17 protein-coding genes are annotated in these 20,630 nt (G+C 60.1%); 9 read left to right on the forward strand and 8 right to left on the reverse strand.

What is annotated here, in order from left to right:
* Positions 1 to 216: 216 nt before the first annotated feature.
* Both ACYZT5_RS30510 and ACYZT5_RS30515 read left to right on the forward strand, forming a co-directional pair.
* Positions 217 to 1,470, forward strand: coding sequence for an AAA family ATPase (locus tag ACYZT5_RS30510; RefSeq protein WP_462048634.1), 1,254 nt, complete (start codon positions 217 to 219; stop codon positions 1,468 to 1,470).
* A 2-nt stretch (positions 1,471 to 1,472) separates the two neighbouring features.
* The gene (locus ACYZT5_RS30515; protein ID WP_462048635.1) at positions 1,473 to 2,099 is read left to right on the forward strand and encodes an RloB family protein; all 627 of its coding nucleotides are present in this window, start codon (positions 1,473 to 1,475) and stop codon (positions 2,097 to 2,099) included.
* 44 nt (positions 2,100 to 2,143) lie between these two features.
* Here ACYZT5_RS30515 and ACYZT5_RS30520 read toward each other — a convergent pair whose 3' ends face one another.
* The 8 genes from ACYZT5_RS30520 to ACYZT5_RS30555 all read right to left on the reverse strand — a co-directional run bounded on the left by ACYZT5_RS30520 (position 2,144) and on the right by ACYZT5_RS30555 (position 11,982).
* Positions 2,144 to 3,628: an APC family permease gene (locus ACYZT5_RS30520; RefSeq protein ID WP_462048636.1), complete on the reverse strand. Its 1,485-nt coding sequence runs from the start codon at positions 3,626 to 3,628 to the stop codon at positions 2,144 to 2,146.
* Positions 3,629 to 3,808: 180 nt separating this feature from the next.
* A complete protein-coding gene (locus tag ACYZT5_RS30525) occupies positions 3,809 to 5,233 on the reverse strand; it encodes a gamma-aminobutyraldehyde dehydrogenase (RefSeq protein WP_462048637.1) in 1,425 nt (474 codons plus the stop codon).
* Between the two features lie 50 nt (positions 5,234 to 5,283).
* Complete coding sequence (locus ACYZT5_RS30530) at positions 5,284 to 6,108, reverse strand: ABC transporter permease (protein WP_462048638.1); 825 nt, start codon at positions 6,106 to 6,108, stop codon at positions 5,284 to 5,286.
* Positions 6,098 to 7,045, reverse strand: coding sequence for an ABC transporter permease (locus tag ACYZT5_RS30535; protein ID WP_462048639.1), 948 nt, complete (start codon positions 7,043 to 7,045; stop codon positions 6,098 to 6,100). The genes ACYZT5_RS30530 and ACYZT5_RS30535 overlap by 11 nt, the downstream gene beginning before the upstream one ends.
* 1 nt (position 7,046) lies before the next feature.
* Entirely contained in the window at positions 7,047 to 8,084 is a 1,038-nt protein-coding gene (locus ACYZT5_RS30540; protein WP_462048640.1) for an ABC transporter ATP-binding protein, read from the reverse strand.
* Between the two features lie 161 nt (positions 8,085 to 8,245).
* Positions 8,246 to 9,397, reverse strand: a complete 1,152-nt coding sequence (gene ydcS, locus ACYZT5_RS30545; RefSeq protein WP_462048641.1) for a putative ABC transporter substrate-binding protein YdcS — start codon at positions 9,395 to 9,397, stop codon at positions 8,246 to 8,248.
* 82 nt (positions 9,398 to 9,479) lie between these two features.
* Complete coding sequence (locus ACYZT5_RS30550) at positions 9,480 to 10,967, reverse strand: gamma-aminobutyraldehyde dehydrogenase (RefSeq protein WP_462048642.1); 1,488 nt, start codon at positions 10,965 to 10,967, stop codon at positions 9,480 to 9,482.
* A gap of 100 nt (positions 10,968 to 11,067) precedes the next feature.
* Positions 11,068 to 11,982: a LysR family transcriptional regulator gene (locus tag ACYZT5_RS30555; protein WP_008072897.1), complete on the reverse strand. Its 915-nt coding sequence runs from the start codon at positions 11,980 to 11,982 to the stop codon at positions 11,068 to 11,070.
* 188 nt (positions 11,983 to 12,170) lie between these two features.
* On the opposite strand from ACYZT5_RS30555, the gene ACYZT5_RS30560 reads away from it, so the two are divergent.
* The 7 genes from ACYZT5_RS30560 to cheB all read left to right on the forward strand — a co-directional run bounded on the left by ACYZT5_RS30560 (position 12,171) and on the right by cheB (position 20,616).
* Positions 12,171 to 12,893, forward strand: a complete 723-nt coding sequence (locus ACYZT5_RS30560) for a tellurite resistance TerB family protein (protein ID WP_462048643.1) — start codon at positions 12,171 to 12,173, stop codon at positions 12,891 to 12,893.
* Positions 12,894 to 13,220: 327 nt separating this feature from the next.
* Entirely contained in the window at positions 13,221 to 14,843 is a 1,623-nt protein-coding gene (locus tag ACYZT5_RS30565) for a methyl-accepting chemotaxis protein (protein WP_462048644.1), read from the forward strand.
* On the forward strand, positions 14,843 to 15,379 hold the full coding sequence (locus ACYZT5_RS30570) for a chemotaxis protein CheW (protein ID WP_462048645.1): 537 nt from the start codon (positions 14,843 to 14,845) through the stop codon (positions 15,377 to 15,379). The genes ACYZT5_RS30565 and ACYZT5_RS30570 overlap by 1 nt, the downstream gene beginning before the upstream one ends.
* A complete protein-coding gene (locus tag ACYZT5_RS30575) occupies positions 15,376 to 16,647 on the forward strand; it encodes a CheR family methyltransferase (RefSeq protein WP_462048646.1) in 1,272 nt (423 codons plus the stop codon). The genes ACYZT5_RS30570 and ACYZT5_RS30575 overlap by 4 nt, the downstream gene beginning before the upstream one ends.
* Positions 16,644 to 17,327, forward strand: a complete 684-nt coding sequence (locus ACYZT5_RS30580; protein ID WP_462048647.1) for a chemotaxis protein CheW — start codon at positions 16,644 to 16,646, stop codon at positions 17,325 to 17,327. The genes ACYZT5_RS30575 and ACYZT5_RS30580 overlap by 4 nt, the downstream gene beginning before the upstream one ends.
* The gene (locus ACYZT5_RS30585) at positions 17,324 to 19,609 is read left to right on the forward strand and encodes a response regulator (protein ID WP_462048648.1); all 2,286 of its coding nucleotides are present in this window, start codon (positions 17,324 to 17,326) and stop codon (positions 19,607 to 19,609) included. The genes ACYZT5_RS30580 and ACYZT5_RS30585 overlap by 4 nt, the downstream gene beginning before the upstream one ends.
* Positions 19,606 to 20,616, forward strand: a complete 1,011-nt coding sequence (cheB, locus tag ACYZT5_RS30590; RefSeq protein WP_462048649.1) for a chemotaxis-specific protein-glutamate methyltransferase CheB — start codon at positions 19,606 to 19,608, stop codon at positions 20,614 to 20,616. Before ACYZT5_RS30585 ends, cheB begins: the two co-directional genes overlap by 4 nt.
* The last annotated feature ends 14 nt before the right edge of the window (positions 20,617 to 20,630 follow it).

Raw genomic sequence — 20,630 nt, forward strand, 5'->3', positions numbered from 1 at the left:
CGCTGATTTGGCAGCGACGAGGTAAAGCCTATCGTTCAGGCGCTCGCGGCGCCAAGTCTACTCTGGCACCGCGTGTTGTAGGAATCAGTGTCTTTTCTGGAAGGCTTGATCTGTAGGAATTGCCTGTTTTTGCATGAGGTGCAGTCAAGCAGCATCACAGCCGTGGTTTTTCCTATAGTTTTTCCTGCATTCAGGAACGAACTGCAGGTTTGCTACATGTTGATCGAATTTTCAGTTTCTAATTATCGCTCCTTCCGTGACAAACAAACTCTGTCCATGGCTGCAACGCCGCGCCTGAGCAAAAAGCGCAACATTTTCAAGTCGCCGGTAAATGGAGAAAAGCTGCCGGATTTACTGAAGGTCGCCGCGATATACGGACCGAACGCATCCGGTAAATCTTCGCTTATCCGGGCGATGGGGATCATGGGGAGTTTGCTTGCTTCAATACCTACATCAAATGATGAACCGCTACCGGTCTCGCCGTTTCGGTTTGATCCGCAACTCCAAAACGAACCCAGTTCTTTTGAGTACAACTTCATTCAACACGGGGTCAGATATCGGTTTGTTCTGCGCATGACTGCACAGCGGATTATCGAGGAACAATTGGTTTCCTATCCTAAAGGTAAAGCAATGCTGTTGTATTCGCGTCTCTTTGTTGATGAGGGCGAGCATTATGTTTTTGGCTCATGCCTTGAGGGCGGTAAGGAGGTGCACAACGCTTGGCGGCGTCTGACGAGCCCCAAGATGTTGTTTATTTCGCAGGCGGTTGCGAACAGTAGCGAAGAGTTGACTCAGTTGCGGGGGCCATTTAGCTGGTTTCAAACCGGTCTACTCGTTATTGAGCAGAACAACATGATGGGGCTGTCAGCAGCATCCATCAGATTTCTTCGGATGGCATCGGATTACACACATGATTTACGAGACTTTCTAAAGGAAGTGGATGTCCCGGTGTCAGCGATCCGGCTCAATACCGAAGACGCAGAGTCTGTTCAGCGAACTGAAAAACTCACACTGAAAGAGTTCTTCGCAGCAGTCCAAAAAGACAAAGTAACCCTGACGCATACGAGTCTTTTAGGCAACGCGGAGTTTGATTTTTCAGAGGAGTCCGGTGGTACGAAAAACCTGATCGGATTCTGGCTGCCCTGGTTCATGATCAATCACTCTGATGGGAGTGGGATTCTTTCAGTCGATGAGTTGGACAGCAGCCTTCACCCCTCAATAGTCGCTGACCTGATTGAGAAACACCTGGACAGTGGGTTGAATACCCAACTGATCTTTACCACTCACGACACTCACCTAATGAACGCCAAAGCGCTTCGGCGCGATCAGTTCTGGATCACCGAAAGAGACGCTAACGGTGCAACCTGCCTTTTTTCTGTTTACGATTTTGGAGGGAGGGAAGGGGAGGATGTCGAGAAACGCTACTTTGAAGGCCGTTATCGCGGGTTACCACTGATAAGGAGGGGTTGATCATGGCGCGTTCGATACGGCTATTTGAACGAAAGGCACCGCGGTTCAAGCCTCAACCCAAAGTGTTGATCCTCTGTGAAGACAGTAAGTCAGGAAAACGATATCTGGAGGAGGCTGCATTTCATTTTCGCGCCAAAGCTCAAGTGGAAATTACCCACTGTGGCGTCACACACCCAAGTGGCATTGTAGAAACAGCAATAGTCCGCCAGAAATGCTTCGACAAGGTGTTTTGTGCATTGGATCGCGATACACATCTGTGTTTTGAGCGAGCAATAAACCTGGCGAGGCCTCATCCGAAAATCAAAGTCATCGCTTCGTACCCCTGTTTTGAGTTTTGGCTGCTTCTGCACTTCGGTTTCAATCGAAAGCCATTTCGAGCGGTCGGGAAACACTCACCAGGCGACTTGGTGGCCAAGAGCCTCAGAGAAAAACCCAACATGGATAAATACGAGAAAGGCGAAGACACCAACTATTTCGCGCAACTTTTGGGTGAACCCTTCCAAAGGGCGAGAGATTTAGGGCCAAAAATTATTGAGGACGTCGTTATCAGCGGCGAACCCAACCCCAGCACCGAAATCCATCTGCTGATGGACGAATTCGAAATGCTCTCCAAACCCCTACCGATCTAACACCACAAACCCTGCCCGCATCGCTGCGGACAGGGTAAACACCGTTACCGACTAACCTTCCAGGCATCCCCCGCAGGCGCAGTCCCGTGGTCATACGGCTTGGCAATCCACATGTAAATCAGCCCCAGACCAATCACGATGGCAGTACTCAACACCATTGCGTAATTGATGTACCACGCCGCATCCGGCGTGCGCGGCCAGGCCATGTTGATGATCGCGCCAACACCGTAGACCAGCGCTCCGACGTTGACTGCCCAGCCCCAGGCGCCGAGGGTGAATTTGCCGCTCGGTTTCCAGCCTTTCATGCGTGCATAGAGTGCCGCGAGCACGATCATCTGGAACGCCAGGTAGATGCCGATGGCCGCGAAGCTGACGATGGTTGCCACCGCATCCTGCAGGAAGAAACCCAGCACAATGATCAGCGCCGGCAGGACACCGGACACGAACAGCGCCGCAACCGGAACCTGAGTCGTAGGGGAAATCTTCTTCAGCAGTGAGCTGCCGATGACCATTTCATCTCGAGCGTAGGAATAGAGCAGACGACTCGCCGCCGCTTGCAGGCTGATGACGCAGGAGATGAAGGAAATCATGACCACGCCCATCACCACTTTCGAACCGACCGGGCCGAAGGCGTTGTTAAGGATGGTGGTGACCGGGTCCTTGTCGGTGCCGTTGATCACCGCTTGCATGTCTGGCACAGCGAGGATCAGCGCCAGGCAGGCGAACATCGCTGCGATGCCGCCGATGTAGATGGTCATGCGCATGGCCACCGGGATCTGCTTGCTCGGGTTCGGGGTTTCTTCGGCCACATCGCCGCAGGCCTCGAAGCCGTAGTACAGGAACATCCCCGCCAGCGATGCGGTGAGGAACGCCGGCAGGTAGGAGCCATCAATGCTGATATCGAAGGTGTTGAACAACACACTGATCGATTGATGACGCTCGAAGATCAGCAAATAAACGCCGACGATCACCGCGCCAACCAGCTCACAGAGGAAGCCGAACATGGCGATCCGCGCCAGCACCTTGGTGCCGCTGAGGTTGACCAGGGTGGCGAACAAGGTCAGAAACAGCGCGATGACGATGTTGGTGTTGTTGCTCGGTTCAAAGCCCATCATGGCGGCCAGGTACGGACCCGCGCCCACCGCAACGGCGGCGATGGTCACGCACAGGGCGATGGAGTAGATCCAGCCGACCATCCACGCCCAGCGCTTGCCCACCAAGCGGCGAGCCCACGGGTACACACCGCCGGAAATCGGGAACTGCGAGACCACTTCACCGAAGATCAGGCACACCAGCAACTGGCCGCATCCGACCAGCAAATAAGCCCAGAACATCGGTGGCCCACCGGCGGCGAGGCACAGGCCGAACAGGGTATAAACCCCTACGACCGGAGAGAGATAAGTGAAGCCCAGGGCGAAGTTTTCCCACAGGCTCATGCTGCGATTGAAGTTCGAGGTGTAGCCCAGTTTGCGCAGTTGCTCGGCATCGCTGTCGGCAACGACTGCTGAGAGATCGGGTGATGCACTCATAGTGTGTTAACTCCGGAAAATCGGCAGATTTCGGATGTCCGAAACCGTGGCAGGGCCATGACGGCGCTGCCCGGATCGGTGGTTATTGTTTTGTTTTGTGTTGCGGTGAGGCCTTCGCGGGCAAGCCTCGCTCCTACAGGTTCGCGGGTTCTGTAGGAGCGAGGCTTGCCCGCGAAGCTTTTAGTGCTTAAACATCACATGCCGAACGACGGTGTAGTCCTCCAGCCCGTACATGGACATGTCCTTGCCATAACCGGACAGTTTCTGACCGCCATGCGGCATTTCGCTGACCAGCATGAAGTGCGTATTTACCCAGGTGCAGCCGTACTGCAGGCGTGCAGACAAGCGATGCGCGCGACCGACGTCCGAGGTCCAGACCGACGACGCCAGGCCGTAGTTGGAATCGTTGGCCCAGCCCAGCACCTGCGCTTCATCGGTGAATTTGGTCACCGACACCACCGGCCCGAATACTTCGCGACGAACAATCTCGTCGTCCTGCTGAGCGTCGGCCAACACCGTCGGTTCGAAGAAGAAGCCATTGCCCTCAACAGCTTTTCCTCCCGTGACCAAGCGGATGTGTGGTTGCGCCACGGCACGCTCGACAAACCCGGCCACGCGGTCGCGATGTTGCGCGGTGATCAGGGGACCGAGCTCGGTCGACGGATCATCCTGCACGCCGTACTTGATGCTGCTGACCGCTTCGCCGAGCTTCTCGACGAACGTGTCGTAGATGCCTTCCTGCGCGTAGATGCGGCAGGCGGCGGTGCAGTCCTGGCCGGCGTTGTAGAAGCCGAAGGTGCGAATGCCTTCCACGGCAGCCTCGATGTCGGCGTCGTCGAAGATGATCACCGGGGCCTTGCCGCCCAGTTCCATGTGCATGCGTTTGACGCTGTCAGCGGTGCTGGAAATGATGTTCGAACCGGTGGCGATCGAACCGGTCAACGAGACCATGCGCACTTTCGGGTGTGTGACCAGTGGGCTGCCGACCGTAGGACCACGGCCGAACACCAGGTTAAGCACACCGGCCGGGAAAATATCCGACGCCAGTTCTGCCAGACGCAGGGCGGTCAGCGGGGTTTGTTCCGATGGTTTGAGCACCACGGTATTACCCGCCGCGAGGGCTGGGGCGATTTTCCAGGCGACCATCATCAGCGGGTAGTTCCACGGCGCGATGGAGGCGATTACGCCGACCGGGTCGCGACGGATCATCGAGGTGTGGCCGTGCAGGTATTCACCGCCCGCCGAACCGCTCATGCAACGGCTGGCGCCGGCGAAGAAACGGAACACGTCGGCAATCGCCGGGATCTCGTCGTTCAGCGCAGCGCTGTAAGGCTTGCCGCAATTGTCCGATTCCAGTTTGGCCAGCTCTTCGCCGTGGGCTTCGATGGCGTCGGCGAGTTTGAGCAGCAGCAGCGAGCGTTCTTTCGGGGTGGTTTGCGACCAGGTTTCGAAGGCGCTGTCGGCGGCCCGCACGGCGGCATCGACCTGGGCTTCGCTGGCTTCATTGATTTCCACCAGTACGCTGCCCAGCGCAGGGTTGAACACGGGTTGGGCGGGGCCTTCGCCATCGATCAGTTGGCCGTTGATCAAGAGTTTGGTTTGCATGGCTTTGTCCTCTTTCTACCGCAAATTCATTATTGGAATTGTCAGGAAACTCACTTGCCGCCACTGCCCGCAACGCTTTCGCCGCCACGGGTCAGGTAATAGGCGCCGAGAATCGGCAGCATGGTCACCATCATCACCAGCATCGCGACGACGTTGGTCACCGGCACGTCCCGTGGGCGGCTGAGCTGGTTGAGCAGCCACAGCGGCAGGGTGCGTTCATGGCCGGCGGTGAAAGTGGTGACGATGATTTCGTCGAACGACAGGGCAAACGCCAACATGCCGCCGGCCAACAACGCCGAACCGAGGTTCGGCAGGATGATGTAGCGGAAGGTCTGCCAGCCATCGGCGCCAAGATCCATCGAAGCCTCGATCAAACTGTGAGAAGTACGACGCAACCGGGCGATGACGTTGTTGTAGACGATCACCACACAGAAGGTCGCGTGACCGACGATGATGGTGAACATCCCAGGCTCCATCCCCAGCGTCTTGAAGGTCGCCAGCAAGGCGATACCGGTGATGATCCCGGGCAAGGCAATCGGCAGGATCAGCATCAGCGAGATGCCTTGCTTGCCGAAGAAATCCCGGCGGTACAACGCCGCCGAAGCCAGCGTACCGAGGACCAACGCAATCAACGTCGCGACGGAGGCAATCTGCAGCGACAGCTTGATCGCTTCCAGTACGTCAGGACGGGAGAACGCCACGCCGATCCACTTCAGGGTGAAGCCCCTGGGCGGGAAGCTGAACGCTGCGTCCTCAGTGTTGAAGGCGTACATGAAGATGATCAGGATCGGGAAGTGCAGAAACACCAACCCGCCCCAGGCTGCGATGCGCAGGCCCAGAGAAGCCTGATCTTGAGATGAAGAGTCAGAGCGCATCGAAGGCCCCCAGTCGTTTGACGATGGACAGGTAAATGGAGATCAGCACGATCGGCACCAGCGTGAAAGCCGCAGCCATCGGCATGTTGCCGATCGCGCCTTGCTGGGCGTAAACCATGCTGCCGACGAAGTAGCCCGGTGGCCCCACCAGTTGCGGCACGATGAAGTCGCCCAGGGTCAGCGAAAAGGTGAAGATCGAACCGGCCGCGATGCCCGGAATCGACAGCGGCAAAGTCACTTGCATGAAGGTCTGGCGCGGGTTGGCGCCAAGGTCGGCAGAAGCTTGCAGCAAGGACGGCGGCAGACGTTCCAGCGAGGCCTGGATCGGCAGGATCATGAACGGCAGCCAGATGTAGACGAACACCATGAAACGACCCAGGTGTGAGGTCGACAACGTGCTGCCGCCCACCCCGGGAATGCCCAGCACGAACTGCAATACGGGCTCCAGCCCCAGGTGTTGAACGAACCATTGCGCGACGCCGCCCTTGGCCAATAGCAGTGTCCAGGCATACGCCTTGACGATGTAACTGGCCCACATCGGCATCATCACCGCGATGTAGAAAAATGCCTTGGTCTTGCCGGTGGTGTAGCGCGCCATGTAGTAGGCAATCGGGAACGCGACCACGGCACTGGCGATCGACACGACGACGGCCATGCTTAAAGTGCGCAGGATAATGTCGAAGTTCGAGGGCTGGAACAGGGCAGCGAAGTTCGCCAGGGTCAGGTCGGGCGTGACCGCCATGGTGAAATCATCGAAGGTGTAGAAGCCTTGCCACAGCAGCACCAGCAGTGAGCCGAGGTAGATCGCGCCGAACCAGAGCAGCGGCGGTACCAGCAGCATCGACAGGTACAAGTTCGGCCGGCGATACAGCAGGTTGGAAAACCTGCGCAGCGGGGAGCCGCCGGCCGGGGTTTGAGTCATCGCCACGCTGTTCATCTCACACCCCGCCGACAACGTTGTCGTGCAACGGGATCATCGCTTCCCGTGCCCAGCGCGCGCTGATGCGTTGCCCGGTCTGGTGCTTGGCGCTGACGTCCAGCCACTGGACGTTGGCCTGGCTGATGTTCAAGGTCTGGCCGTTTTCCAGTTTCACTTCATAGCGGGTGGCGCTGCCCTGGTACTGAATGTCATGGAGCAAGCCGCTGACTTCAATTTCATGGCTGGCCAGCGGCCCTTCGGCGAAACGCACGTGTTCCGGGCGAATCGAAAACGGCTGTGGATTGCCGCTCAATTGCTTCGCCAGATCGCCGCGAATCACGTTGGAGGTACCGACAAATTCGGCGACAAAGGTTGTAGCCGGTTTCATGTACAGGTTGCGCGGAGTGTCGACCTGCTCGATGCGCCCCTTGTTGAACACTGCCACGCGATCCGACATCGACAGCGCTTCGGTCTGGTCGTGGGTGACGAAGATGAAGGTGATGCCGAGCTGGCGTTGCAGCTTCTTCAGTTCACCCTGCATTTGCTCGCGCAGCTTCAAGTCAAGAGCGCCCAACGGCTCATCGAGCAGCAGCACTCGCGGACGATTGACCAAGGCGCGGGCCAGGGCCACACGCTGGCGCTGGCCGCCGGACAGTTGCACCGGTTTACGCTCGCCGTAACCGCCGAGGGCGACCATGTCGAGGGCTTCTTCAGCGCGTTTCTGGCGTTCGGACTTGCCGACGCCTTTGACCTTCAAACCGTAGGCGACGTTGTCGAGTACGTTCATGTGCGGAAACAGCGCGTAATCCTGGAACACGGTGTTCACGTCACGCTGATACGGCGGCAGCCCGGCGGCCTCGAAGCCGTGAATACGGATAGAGCCAGCGCTCGGTTGTTCGAAACCGGCGATCAGGCGCAGACAGGTGGTTTTGCCCGAGCCGGAAGGGCCCAGCATGGAAAAGAACTCGCCGTCCTGGATATCGATGGAAACCCGGTCAACGGCCTTCACTTCGCCGAACTGACGGGAAACGTTGGTGAACTGGACTGCAAGCGTCATGGTGCGGTGCTCCAAAAAGGCGCGCTTTCTATCAATGATCGTTCCCACGCTCTGCGTGGGAATGCAGCCCGTGACGCTCTGCGTCACCTTTGCGCGAATGGACGCGGAGCGTCCGGTGATGCATTCCCACGCAGAGCGTGGGAACGATCAGTACGGGTGTGTCAGCGACCACCCATAATCGCGATGTAGTCCTGGGTCCAGCGGCTGTACGGCACGAACTTGCCGCCTTCAGCCTGCGGGGTTTTCCAGAAAGCGATCTTCTCGAACTGGTCGAAACCGTTGGTCTTGCAACCTTCGGCGCCGAGCAGCTCGCTCTCCTTGCACCCCGCCGGAACTGCCGGCAGCGAACCGAACCATGCCGCCAGGTCACCCTGGACTTTCGGTTGCAGCGACCAGTCCATCCACTTGTAGGCGCAGTTGGGGTGCTTGGCTTCGGCGTGCAGCATGGTGGTGTCGGCCCAACCCGTTGCACCTTCTTTTGGAATGACCGAGGCAACCGGCTGCTTGTCCGCCACCAGGCCGTTGACCATGTAACCCCAAGTGCTGGCCGCCGCCACGCCTTCGTTTTTGACGTCACTCATCTGGACCGTTGCGTCATGCCAGTAGCGGTGGATCAAGGGCTGTTGCTTGCGAAGCAGGTCCAGCGCTGCTTTGTATTGCGCTTCGTTGAGCTGGTACGGGTCCTTGATGCCCAGCTCCGGCTGTTTCGATTTGAGATAAAGCGCCGCATCGGCGATATAGATCGGGCCGTCGTAGGCCTGGACCCGACCCTTGTTGGACTTGCCGTCCGGCAGAGTCTGTTCTTCGAACACCACACTCCAGCTGTCCGGCGCTGTTTTGAAGATATTGGTGTTGTACATCAACACGTTCGGGCCCCATTGGTACGGGGTGCCGTAGGTTTGCTTATTGACGACGTACCAAGGACCGTCCTTGAGACGAGGGTCAATGTTCTTCCAGTTCGGGATCAACGCCGTGTTGATCGGCTGCACACGCTTGCCGGCGATCAGTCGCAGGGACGCATCGCCAGACGCGGTCACCAGGTCGTAACCACCCTTGGCCATCAGGCTGACCATTTCATCGGAAGTGGCGGCTGTTTTCACATTGATCTTGCAGCCGGTTTCCTTCTCGAAACCGGTCACCCAGTCGTAGGCCTTGTCGCTTTCGCCACGTTCGATGTAGCCGGGCCAGGCCACAATATCCAGCTGACCTTCGCCGGCACCGACGGCTTTCAGCGGTTCGGCGGCCTGGAGGCTGGCACTGGCCAGCAGCGCCGTGGTGATTGCACTGAGCAGTGCGGTCTTGTGCACGAACATGGGGTTTCCCTCTTCTTTAATTATGGTCGGGGCAGTTTTGAACGTGGTGAAGCATGCCGTTAGTGGCTTGTTATAAGCGTAGTCAGAGATGCTGGCCGTGGCGGGCCATGATGTGCCGCACCACGCTGTAGTCCTGGAGCGAATCGCTGGATAAGTCTTTGCCGTAGCCCGAACGCTTCAGGCCGCCGTGGGGCATTTCGCTGACCAGCATGAAATGGCTGTTGATCCAGGTGCAGCCGTACTGCAACCGCGCCGCGACCTGCATGGCTTTGTCGAGGTTCTGGGTCCAGACCGAGGAGGCGAGGCCGTATTCCGAGTCGTTGGCCCAGTCCAAGGCTTGTTCGAGTCCATCAAAACGGGTCACGGTGACCACCGGCCCGAAGACTTCGCGTTGGACGATTTCATCGCTCTGCTTGCAACCGGCCAGTAAGGTCGGCTGGTAATAGAAGCCGGCGCCGGAATGCACCGCCGCGCCGGTCACCCGCTCGATGTGCGGCTGGCCAAGGGCACGCTCGACGAAACTGGCCACGCGGTCGCGTTGACGGGTGCTGATCAGCGGGCCGATCTCGTTGTCGTCATCGCGTTTACCGGCGAAGCGCAGGCTGCTGACCGCCGCGCCGAGTTCGGCCACCAAGCGGTCATGAATCCCGGCCTGTGCATAAATTCGGCAAGCGGCGGTGCAATCCTGGCCGGCGTTGTAATAGCCGTAAGTGCGCACGCCTTCGACCACGGCCTGAATATCAGCATCGTTACAAACGATCACTGGCGCTTTGCCGCCGAGTTCGAGGTGGGTGCGCTTCAGGGTTTTCGCCGCGGCCTGGAGGATTTTTTGCCCGGTGACGATATCGCCGGTCAGCGACACCATGCGCACTTTAGGGTGGCTAACCAAATGGCTGCCAACGCCTTCACCACCGCCGCAAACGACGTTGATCACCCCGCGCGGGAGGATCTCGGCCAGCGCTGGCGCCAGGGCCAGAATCGACAGCGGCGTGTGTTCGGACGGCTTGAACACCAGCGTGTTGCCGGCGGCGAGGGCTGGAGCGATTTTCCACGCGGCCATCATGATCGGGTAGTTCCACGGCGCAATCGACGCGACCACACCAATCGGATCGCGACGGACCATGCTGGTGTAGCCCGGCAGGTATTCGCCGCTGAGCTGACCGGTCTGGCAGCGCACGGCGCCGGCGAAGAAGCGGAACACATCGACTGTGGCGCTCAAGTCGTCCTGACGGGCCAGGTGCAATGGCTTGCCACAGTTCAGGGATTCGAGGCGGGCGAGGAGGTCGGCTTGTTTTTCGATGGCGTTGGCAATCTCCAACAGCAGATTCGAGCGCTGTTGCGGCGTGGTCCGCGACCAACCGGCAAAGGCGCGGTGGGCGGCGAGGATCGCGGCTTCGACCTGCTCGGTGCTCGCTTCGGCAATGTGCGTCAGCACTTCACCGGTGGCCGGGTTGAGAATCGGTTCGACAAACCCCTGGCCCGCGACCAATTCGCCATCGATCAACAACGCGGTGAACAACGGGGTCTGCGCGCCAGCCATTTTTCGGGTTCTCTTTTCTTGTGTGGCCATGGTGCTCCCTGTGACTGGGGCCCGGCCGTCTTATAGATGCAGCAAGACTAGTGCGCAGGCCCGAGGTCGACAAATTCTAAATACTGAAGGTGGCATTCGATTAAATAGATGGCTTGCGCCCGCCATGGGGTTGCTCGCGGGCGACAGTCAGGAACGGGTCCACCAACGCTGGGCGCGCAGTGCCGCGACGCCAGGCCAGGCCGACGTCGAGGGTCTGGCTCAGGTCCGCGATCGGGCGGGCTTCGATGATGTCGCCCTCCAGTGACCACGGGCGGTAAGTCATGTCTGGCTGGATCGACACGCCCAATCCCGCTGCCACCAGGCTTCGGACCGCTTCTGTCGAAGCCGTTCTGAGGGTGATGCGCGGTTGCAGTGAGGCGGCCGACCACATGCGTTGCGCATTGCGATCCATTTCATCGACGTTCAGCTGAATCAACGGTTCGCGGGCCACGTCGGCGAGGTTGATGCTGTCGTGTTCCAGCAGCGGATGCTGGGCCGGCAACCATAACCGATGGGGCGAGTGAGTCAGCACTTCGGTCTGCAAGGCGTGGCGGTCTTCGAGGTTGGAGAGGATCAGCACGCCAACATCAATCTCGCCGCTGACCAGCAAATGCTCGATGTACGGCCGCTCATCCTCCATCACCCTGATCTCGACGTTGGGGTAGGCGCGTTGGAAACGAGTGAGCAAATCCGCGAGGTAGTAACCGGCCACCAGGCTGGTCACACCGATGATCAACTGCCCGGCGACCTGATCGGTGCTCTGTTGCAGGCTGCGTTTGGCGTTGTCCACCGTCGCCAGAATCAGATGCGCCTGGCGTAGGAATTGGTGGCCCTGGTGGGTCAGCGTCATGCCCTTGGCGTGACGATTGAACAGGCCAACGCCGATTTCCTGCTCCAGTTGCTGGATCGCCAGGGTCAGGGTGGACTGGGAAATGAACGCGGTTTGTGCAGCGGCGGAGATCGAGCCGGTTTCGGCCACGGCGATGAAGTGACGAATCTGACGCAAGGTCATCATGGGGAAAGTACCCGGTGGGCGGTTTTTATAGATTTTTCTGAGTGTATATCTTTTTTTCTGAGGGGCTGCGGTCAGCTGAAGAACGCTGCGCAACATCTCGAAGCACTCTCGCTCCCGGACGGCGGGCACTTTCGAACTAGGCTGGTGGCCTTAATGATCCGGTTAACCCGAATGCGTGGAGGCAGCAAATGAACACCCGTGGATTGCTCGATCAGCTACTCAAGTCCGGTCAGGACATGTTGCAGAACAAGGCCGGCGGCTCACAAAACAAGACCTCTGGCGGTGGCTTGGGCGGATTGCTCGGCGGCAGTGGTGGTTCGGGCGGCCTCGGCAGTTTGCTCTCAGGCGCGGGCGGCGGAGCGTTGGCGGCCGGCGCCATGGGTTTGCTGCTGGGTAGCAAGAAAGGGCGCAATGTCGGCGGTAAGGTCCTGACTTACGGTGGCCTCGCCGCATTGGGTGTGATTGCCTACAAGGCGTACGGTAACTGGCAGGCCCAGCAGGGCACTGCACCCCAAACCGAACCGCAAACACTTGATCGTTTGCCGGCGGAGCAAGTCGAGCTGCACAGCCAGGCGATTCTCAAAGCATTAGTGGCTGCGGCCAAAGCTGATGGCCATGTCGATGAGCGTGAACGTGCGCTGATTGAAGGTGAATTCACCAAGCTCGATAACGATCAGGAGTTGCAACACTGGCTGCACGCCGAACTCAACAAACCGCTGGACCCGGCCGACGTTGCCCGCGCTGCGAGCACACCGGAAATGGCTGCCGAAATGTACATCGCCAGTGTGATGCTGGTGGACGAGGAGAGCTTCATGGAGAAGTCCTACCTCGATGAACTGGCGCGGCAACTGAAGCTTGAGCCAGGGTTGAAGGCTGAGTTGGAAAGGCAGGTGCGTCAGGCTTCTATTTAACCGTTTCTTTAAAAAATCGCAGGTTGCGCCAATGCCTACATCGACCGTAGGCACTGGCGGAGCCTGCGATTTTTTGCATCAAAACAGCGCGTTCCGAGAAGGCTCTGGATAACCTCGATCCACCGGAGTAGGTGTTCAGTCAGATAAACCGCGTCATCGTTCTTCGCGAGCAGGCTCGCTCCCACATAGATCGCGTCCGTTTGGACAGCTCGGTCGAGTGTGGGAGCGAGCCTTTTTCTTCCAATTCACCACTGGCAACAGTCTTATAAATGAAACACCGCCCTCAGCTATACTCCGCAACATTTCAACCGCACCCGAGGACTGACTGTGAAGAACTGGACGTTGCGCCAACGCATCTTGGCGAGCTTTGCGGTGATTATCGCCATCATGTTGCTGATGGTCGTCGTCTCGTATTCGCGGCTGTTGACGATTGAAAACAGCGAAGCCAGCGTTCGTGACGACGCGCTTCCCGGGGTGTATTACAGCTCGACGATTCGGGGCGCCTGGGTCGACAGTTTTCTCCAGACCCAGGAAATGCTGGGCTTGAAGGAAGGGCAGGGCATCAGTGCCGAAGACGCCGCAGACTTCAAAAGCTTCGAGGCGCGTGTGCAAGAAGCGATGAGTAACTATCGCGGCACCGTCACCACCGATGAAGACAAGGTCGAATTCGCTGCCTTCGAAAAACTCTATGAGGATTACGAAAAGACCCTGGCCGCTGTACTCGACTTGCATAAGCGCAATCAGGAAGCCGAAGCCATCAAGTTGTTCACTGAACGACTGACGCCGGCCTGGACTGCCGGCCGAATGAAGCTCAACGACATCCTGCGCGAAAACAAAGCGGTGGCCGATCAGGAGATCGCGAACATCGATGACGCTGTGGTCACCGCGAAGGTCATCATGGGCATTTCCCTGCTGATCGCGGTGCTGGCCGCCGGCCTCTGCGGTCTGCTGCTGATGCGCGCGATCATGGCGCCGATGAACCGGATCGTCGAAATTCTCGACGTCATGCGCACCGGTGATCTCAGCAATCGCTTGAACCTTGCGCGCAAGGACGAATTTGGTGCCGTGGAAACCGGCTTCAACGACATGATGGCCGAGCTGACGTCCCTGGTGTCTCAGGCTCAGCGCTCGTCGGTGCAAGTCACCACCTCGGTCACTGAGATCGCTGCCACTTCCAAGCAACAGCAAGCGACCGCCACCGAAACCGCCGCCACCACCACCGAAATCGGCGCGACGTCCCGTGAGATTGCGGCCACTTCGCGGGATCTGGTGCGCACGATGACTGAAGTGTCCACCGCCGCCGATCAGGCCTCGGTGCTCGCCGGTTCCGGGCAGCAAGGCCTGGCGCGGATGGAAGAGACCATGCACTCGGTGATGGGCGCGGCCGATCTGGTCAACGCCAAACTGGCGATCCTCAATGAGAAGGCCGGCAACATCAACCAGGTGGTGGTGACCATCGTGAAGGTCGCCGACCAGACCAATCTCTTGTCGCTCAACGCGGCGATTGAGGCCGAAAAGGCCGGTGAATACGGCCGCGGTTTTGCCGTGGTCGCCACCGAAGTGCGGCGCCTGGCGGACCAGACCGCCGTCGCCACGTACGACATCGAGCAGATGGTTCGCGAGATCCAGTCGGCGGTGTCGGCCGGGGTCATGGGCATGGACAAGTTCTCCGAAGAAGTGCGCCGCGGCATGTCCGAAGTGCAGCAGGTTGGCGAGCAACTGTCGCAGATCATTCATCAGGTTCAGGCGCTGGCGCCACGGGTGTTGATGGTCAACGAAGGCATGCAGGCCCAGGCCACGGGCGCCGAACAGATCAACCATGCGCTGGTGCAGTTGGGCGATGCCAGCAGCCAGACTGTCGAGTCCCTGCGCCAGGCCAGTTTCGCCATCGATGAACTGAGCCAGGTGGCCGTAGGGCTGCGCGGCGGCGTTTCGCGATTCAAAGTCTGATGAGCGAACTCACGGCCAAACGCATCGCCGTGAAGCCGGCGCTGCAATCATTGTTTCTGGTGTTCCGCATCGGCAACGAGCGCTATGCCTTGCAGGCCATCGAGGTGGCGGAAGTGCTGCCGCGCCTGCCGTTGAAGCCGATTCCCCGCGCGCCGGACTGGGTCGCCGGGGTGTTCGCCTATCGCGGCGCGGTGGTGCCGGTGATCGACCTCAGTGCGCTGACCTTCGGCCAACCGGCCCAGGCCCGCACCAGCACGCGCTTGGTGCTGGTCAATTACCGCCCGGATGAAACCGCTGAGGCGCAATTGCTCGGGCTGATTCTGGAACAGGCCACCGATACCTTGCGCTGCAACCCGGCGGATTTTCAGCCTTATGGCCTGGACAATCGCCAGGCGCCGTACCTCGGGCCGGTGCGCGAGGATGCCCAGGGTTTGCTGCAATGGGTGCGGGTCGCCGATCTGCTGGACGAGCAGGTTCGCGCGCTGTTGTTCCCGTCGCAGCCGCTGGACCTGGCGCTGTTTGAGGAGCGGCCATGAGCAGCGACCAGCGGTTTTTCGATTTCCTCAAAGAGCGCATCGGTCTCGACGTGACGTCGGTGGGACCGGCGATCATCGAGCGTGCGGTACGTCAGCGCAGCACGGCCTCCAAAGCGCTGACGACCGATGAGTACTGGCACACCTTGCAGGGCTCGCGGGACGAGCAGCAGGCGCTGATCGAAGCGGTGATCGTCCCCGAGACCTGGTTTTTCCGTTACCCGGAATCCTTCGCCACCCTGGCGAAACTGGCTGCCAAACGCCTGAGCGACATCAACAACATGCGCGCGCTGCGGATTCTCAGCCTGCCCTGTTCCACGGGTGAAGAACCGTATTCCATCGCCATGGCGTTGCTTGATGCCGGGTTCCAGCCGCACCAGTTCAAGGTCGAAGGCATGGACGTCAGCCCGTTGTCGGTGGAAAAAGCCCGGCGCGCGCTGTACGGCAAGAATTCGTTTCGTGGTCAGGACATCGCGTTTCGCGAGCGGCATTTCACCGCTGAAGACGAGGGCTATCGCCTCAGCGGACGAGTGCTTGAACAAGTGCGTTTGCAGGTCGGCAATCTGCTGGATCCGACGTTGCTGGCCAACGAGCCGCCTTATGACTTTGTGTTTTGCCGCAACCTGCTGATCTATTTCGATCAGCCGACCCAGCAGCAAGTGTTCGAAGTTCTCAAGCGCCTGACCCATGTCGACGGTGTGCTGTTTATCGGCCCGGCCGAGGGCAGTTTGCTCGGCCGTTTCGGCATGCGTTCGATCGGCATCGCGCAGTCCTTTGCGTTCAGTCGTCAGAGCGCAGCAGAGCCTGCGCCCATTTCGACTTTCGTGCCGACGCCTCTGCCCGCGCGCCAGCCGGTGCGCAGCGTGACCCCGCCGCCCGTTCGCAGCCGGCCCTTCGCAACGGTGGCGCCGCTACCTGCCGTGACGAAAACCGCCAACCCGGACGCCGCCGCGCTGCTGGCGAACATTGCCGCGCTGGCCAACGAAGGCAAAAGCGCCGAAGCCCGCGCCGCGTGCGATAGCTATTTGCGCAGTCACGAGCCAGTGGCCCAGGTCTTTTACTGGCTGGGCTTGCTCAGTGATGTCGCCGGTAGAGTCCTGGAGGCCCAGGGTTTTTATCGCAAGGCGTTGTACCTCGAACCGCAACATCCCGACGCGTTGATGCACCTGGCGGCGTTGCTGCAATCGTTGGGCGACACGGCGGGAGCCAGACGATTGCAGGACCGCGCCGCCCGCAGTGAGCGCGCCGCTGACAGTGAGCGTAAACGATGAACGCCGCCGACACCTTTAGCCTCACCCATGAAGATGCCCAGGCCATCGACGATTGCTGGAACCGCATCGGTATCCATGGCGACAAGTCCTGCCCGCTGCTGAGCGATCACATTCACTGCCGCAATTGCGGGGTGTATTCGGCCGCTGCGACGCGTTTGCTCGACCGCTACGCGTTGCAGCAGGAAGATCGCGTGCAAGTCTCCACGGCGGTCGAGAGCGAGGTGAAAACCCGTTCGCTGTTGATGTTCCGTCTCGGCGAAGAATGGCTGGGCCTGGCCACCCGCAGCCTGGTGGAAGTGGCGCCGCTGCAAGCGATTCATTCCTTGCCGCACCAGCGCTCCCGGGCCTTGCTCGGCGTGGCGAATGTGCGCGGCGCTCTGGTGGCGTGCCTGTCACTGGTGGAGTTGCTGGGGCTCGATGGCGCCAGCAGCGTGGCGTCCGGCGCGCGGGTCATGCCGCGGATGCTGATCATCGCCGCCCACGGTGGGCCGGTGGTGGTGCCGGTGGATGAAGTGGACGGGATTCACGCCATCGACGAACACCTCCTCGAGGCGGCGTCCCGCTCCGGCACTCAGGCCAGCGGCAAATACACCCGTGGCGTGTTGCAATTCAAAGGCCGCAGCCTGCGTTGGCTGGATGAAGAGCAGATGCTGTCCGCCGTGACCCGGAGCCTCACATGACCCCCGAGCAAATGCGCGACGCCTCTTTGCTGGAACTGTTCAGCCTGGAAGCCGAGGCCCAGACCTTGGTGCTAAGCGCCGGCCTGCTGGCGCTGGAGCGCGATCCGACCCAGGCCGATCACCTCGAATCGTGCATGCGCGCAGCGCACTCGCTCAAGGGCGCGGCGCGGATTGTCGGTGTCGACGCCGGGGTCAGCGTCGCGCATGTGATGGAGGATTACCTGGTCAGCGCCCAGGAAGGGCGCCTGTACCTGCGGCCCGAATACATTGATGCACTGTTACAAGGCACCGATCTGCTGATGCGAATTGCGACGCCGGGCAACGCTCCGGCGCCTGCGGATATCGAAGCTTACGTCGTCTTGATGGGACGGCTGCTTGATCACATGGCGGCTACCCCCATCGCGCCGCCGATGGCAGAACTTCAGCTGGACCCGCCGACGCCCAAATTTGAGCCGCCGATGCCGGCCGCCACCGAAGCCCCCTCGGCAGCGCCCGCCGAGCCAACGCCCAAGACTAAACGCACCACCGAAAACGGCGAGCGCGTATTACGCGTCACGGCCGAACGCCTGAACAGCCTGCTCGATCTGTCGAGCAAATCCCTGGTGGAAACCCTGCGGCTCAAACCGCACCTGGCCACCATGCAGCGCCTCAAACGCATGCAGAACAACGGCCTGCGGGCACTGGAAAACCTCAACGTCCAGCTCAAGGACCACGCCTTGAGCCTGGAGGCCCAGGAAGCCCTCGACGATGCCCGCCGATTGCTGGCTGAATCCCAGCAATTGCTGGTAGAGAAAAACGCCGAGCTGGATGAGTTCGCCTGGCAGGCCAGTCTACGGGCGCAAGTGTTGTATGACACCGCGTTGGCCTGCCGCATGCGGCCGTTTGCCGATGTGTTGACCGGGCAAGAGCGCATGGTCCGTGACCTCGGCCGCAGCCTCGGCAAACAGGTGCGACTGGAGATCGAGGGCGAGAAAACCCAGGTCGACCGCGACGTGCTGGAGAAGCTTGAAGCGCCGCTGACCCACCTGCTGCGCAACGCTGTGGATCACGGCATCGAATCCCCGGAGGAACGGCTATTGGCGGGCAAACCCGCTGAAGGCCTGATCCGTTTGCGCGCTTCCCATCAGGCCGGTCTGTTGGTGCTGGAACTGAGCGATGACGGCAATGGCGTCGATCTGGAAAAGGTCCGCCGCAGCATCATCGAACGCCAGTTGTCCCCGGCCGAGACCGCCGCGCAGTTGAGTGAAGAAGAGCTGCTGACCTTCCTGTTTCTACCGGGCTTCAGCTTGCGCGACACGGTCACCGAAGTTTCCGGGCGCGGCGTCGGTCTGGATGCGGTTCAGCACATGGTCCGCCAGTTGCGCGGCGCGGTCGTGCTGGAGCAGGCGGCGGGCGAGGGCAGTCGCTTCCATCTCGAAGTGCCGCTGACCCTGTCGGTGGTGCGCAGTCTGGTGGTGGAAGTCGGTGACGAGGCGTATGCCTTCCCGCTGGCCCACATTGAACGGATGTGCGATCTGGAGCCGGCGGACATCGTCCAGGTCGAAGGCCGTCAGCATTTCTGGCACGAGGGCCGGCATGTCGGGCTGGTTGCGGCCAGTCAACTGTTGCAGCGTCCGGCGAGCCAGAACAGCCAGCAAACCCTCAAAGTGGTGGTGATTCGCGAGCGCGAGGCGATTTACGGCGTGGCGGTCGAGCGTTTTATCGGCGAGCGGACGTTGGTCGTATTACCGCTGGACGAGCGTCTGGGCAAGGTGCAGGACATTTCCGCCGGGGCCTTGCTCGACGACGGTTCGGTGGTGCTGATCGTCGACGTCGAAGACATGCTGCGTTCGGTGGACAAACTGCTCAATACCGGGCGTCTTGAGCGCATTGCCCGTCAGGGCAGCCAGGCGGTTGAAGCTGCTCGAAAACGTATTTTGGTGGTCGACGATTCACTGACCGTGCGCGAGCTGCAACGCAAGTTGTTACTCAATCGCGGCTACGACGTGGCGGTGGCGGTGGACGGTATGGATGGCTGGAACGCCTTGCGTTCCGAGGATTTCGATCTGCTGATCACCGACATCGATATGCCGCGCATGGATGGCATCGAACTGGTGTCTTTATTGCGCCGGGACAATCGCCTGCAATCGCTTCCGGTGATGGTGGTGTCCTACAAGGATCGTGAAGAGGACCGCCGTCGTGGACTGGACGCTGGAGCCGACTATTATCTAGCCAAAGCCAGTTTTCATGACGACGCCCTGCTTGACGCGGTGGTTGAGCTCATTGGAGGAGCGCGGGCATGAAAATCGCAATCGTCAACGACATGCCCATGGCGGTGGAGGCCCTGCGCCGCGCCCTGGCCTTCGAGCCGGCGCACGAGGTGGTTTGGGTCACCAGTAATGGGGCCGAGGCGGTGCAACGTTGTGCCGAAAACACGCCGGACCTGATCCTGATGGACCTGATCATGCCGGTGATGGATGGCGTGGAGGCGACCCGGCGGATCATGGCTGATACGCCGTGCGCGATCGTCATCGTCACAGTCGACCGCGAGCAAAACGTGCATCGGGTGTTCGAGGCCATGGGCCACGGAGCGCTGGATGTGGTGGATACGCCGGCCCTCGGTGCCGGCAATGCCCAAGAGGCAGCGGCCCCGTTACTGCGCAAGATCATGAACATCGGTTGGCTGATCGGTGACCGGGGCAATCGGGAACGATCGGCACCGAGTCCGCTGCGCAGTTCGGTCTCGCGCCAGCGTCTGGTAGCGATCGGCTCCTCGGCAGGTGGCCCGGCCGCGCTGGAAGTCTTGCTCAAGGAGTTGCCGCGAGATTTTTCGGCGGCCATCGTGCTGGTGCAGCATGTTGACCAGGTGTTCGCCGCCGGCATGGCCGAATGGCTCAGCAGCGCCAGTGGCCTGAATGTGCGCCTGGCCCAGGAAGGCGAGCCTCCGCGGGCCGGCATGGTGCTACTGGCGGGTACTAACCACCATATTCGCTTGTTGAAAAACGGTACGCTGGCCTACACCGCCGAACCAGTCAACGAGATCTACCGGCCCTCGATCGATGTGTTCTTCGAGAGCGTGGCCAATTACTGGAACGGCGATGCCGTGGGTGTTTTGCTCACCGGCATGGGGCGCGATGGCGCGCAGGGGCTTAAACTCATGCGCCAACAGGGCTTCCTGACCATCGCTCAGGATCAGAACAGCAGTGCGGTGTACGGAATGCCGAAGGCGGCAGCGGCCATCGATGCGGCGATGGAAATTCGCCCACTGGATAAGATAGCGCCACGATTGCTGGAGATATTCCCCAAATGAAGAATTTTCACAGC

The organism is Pseudomonas sp. LB3P14, assembly GCF_054898045.1.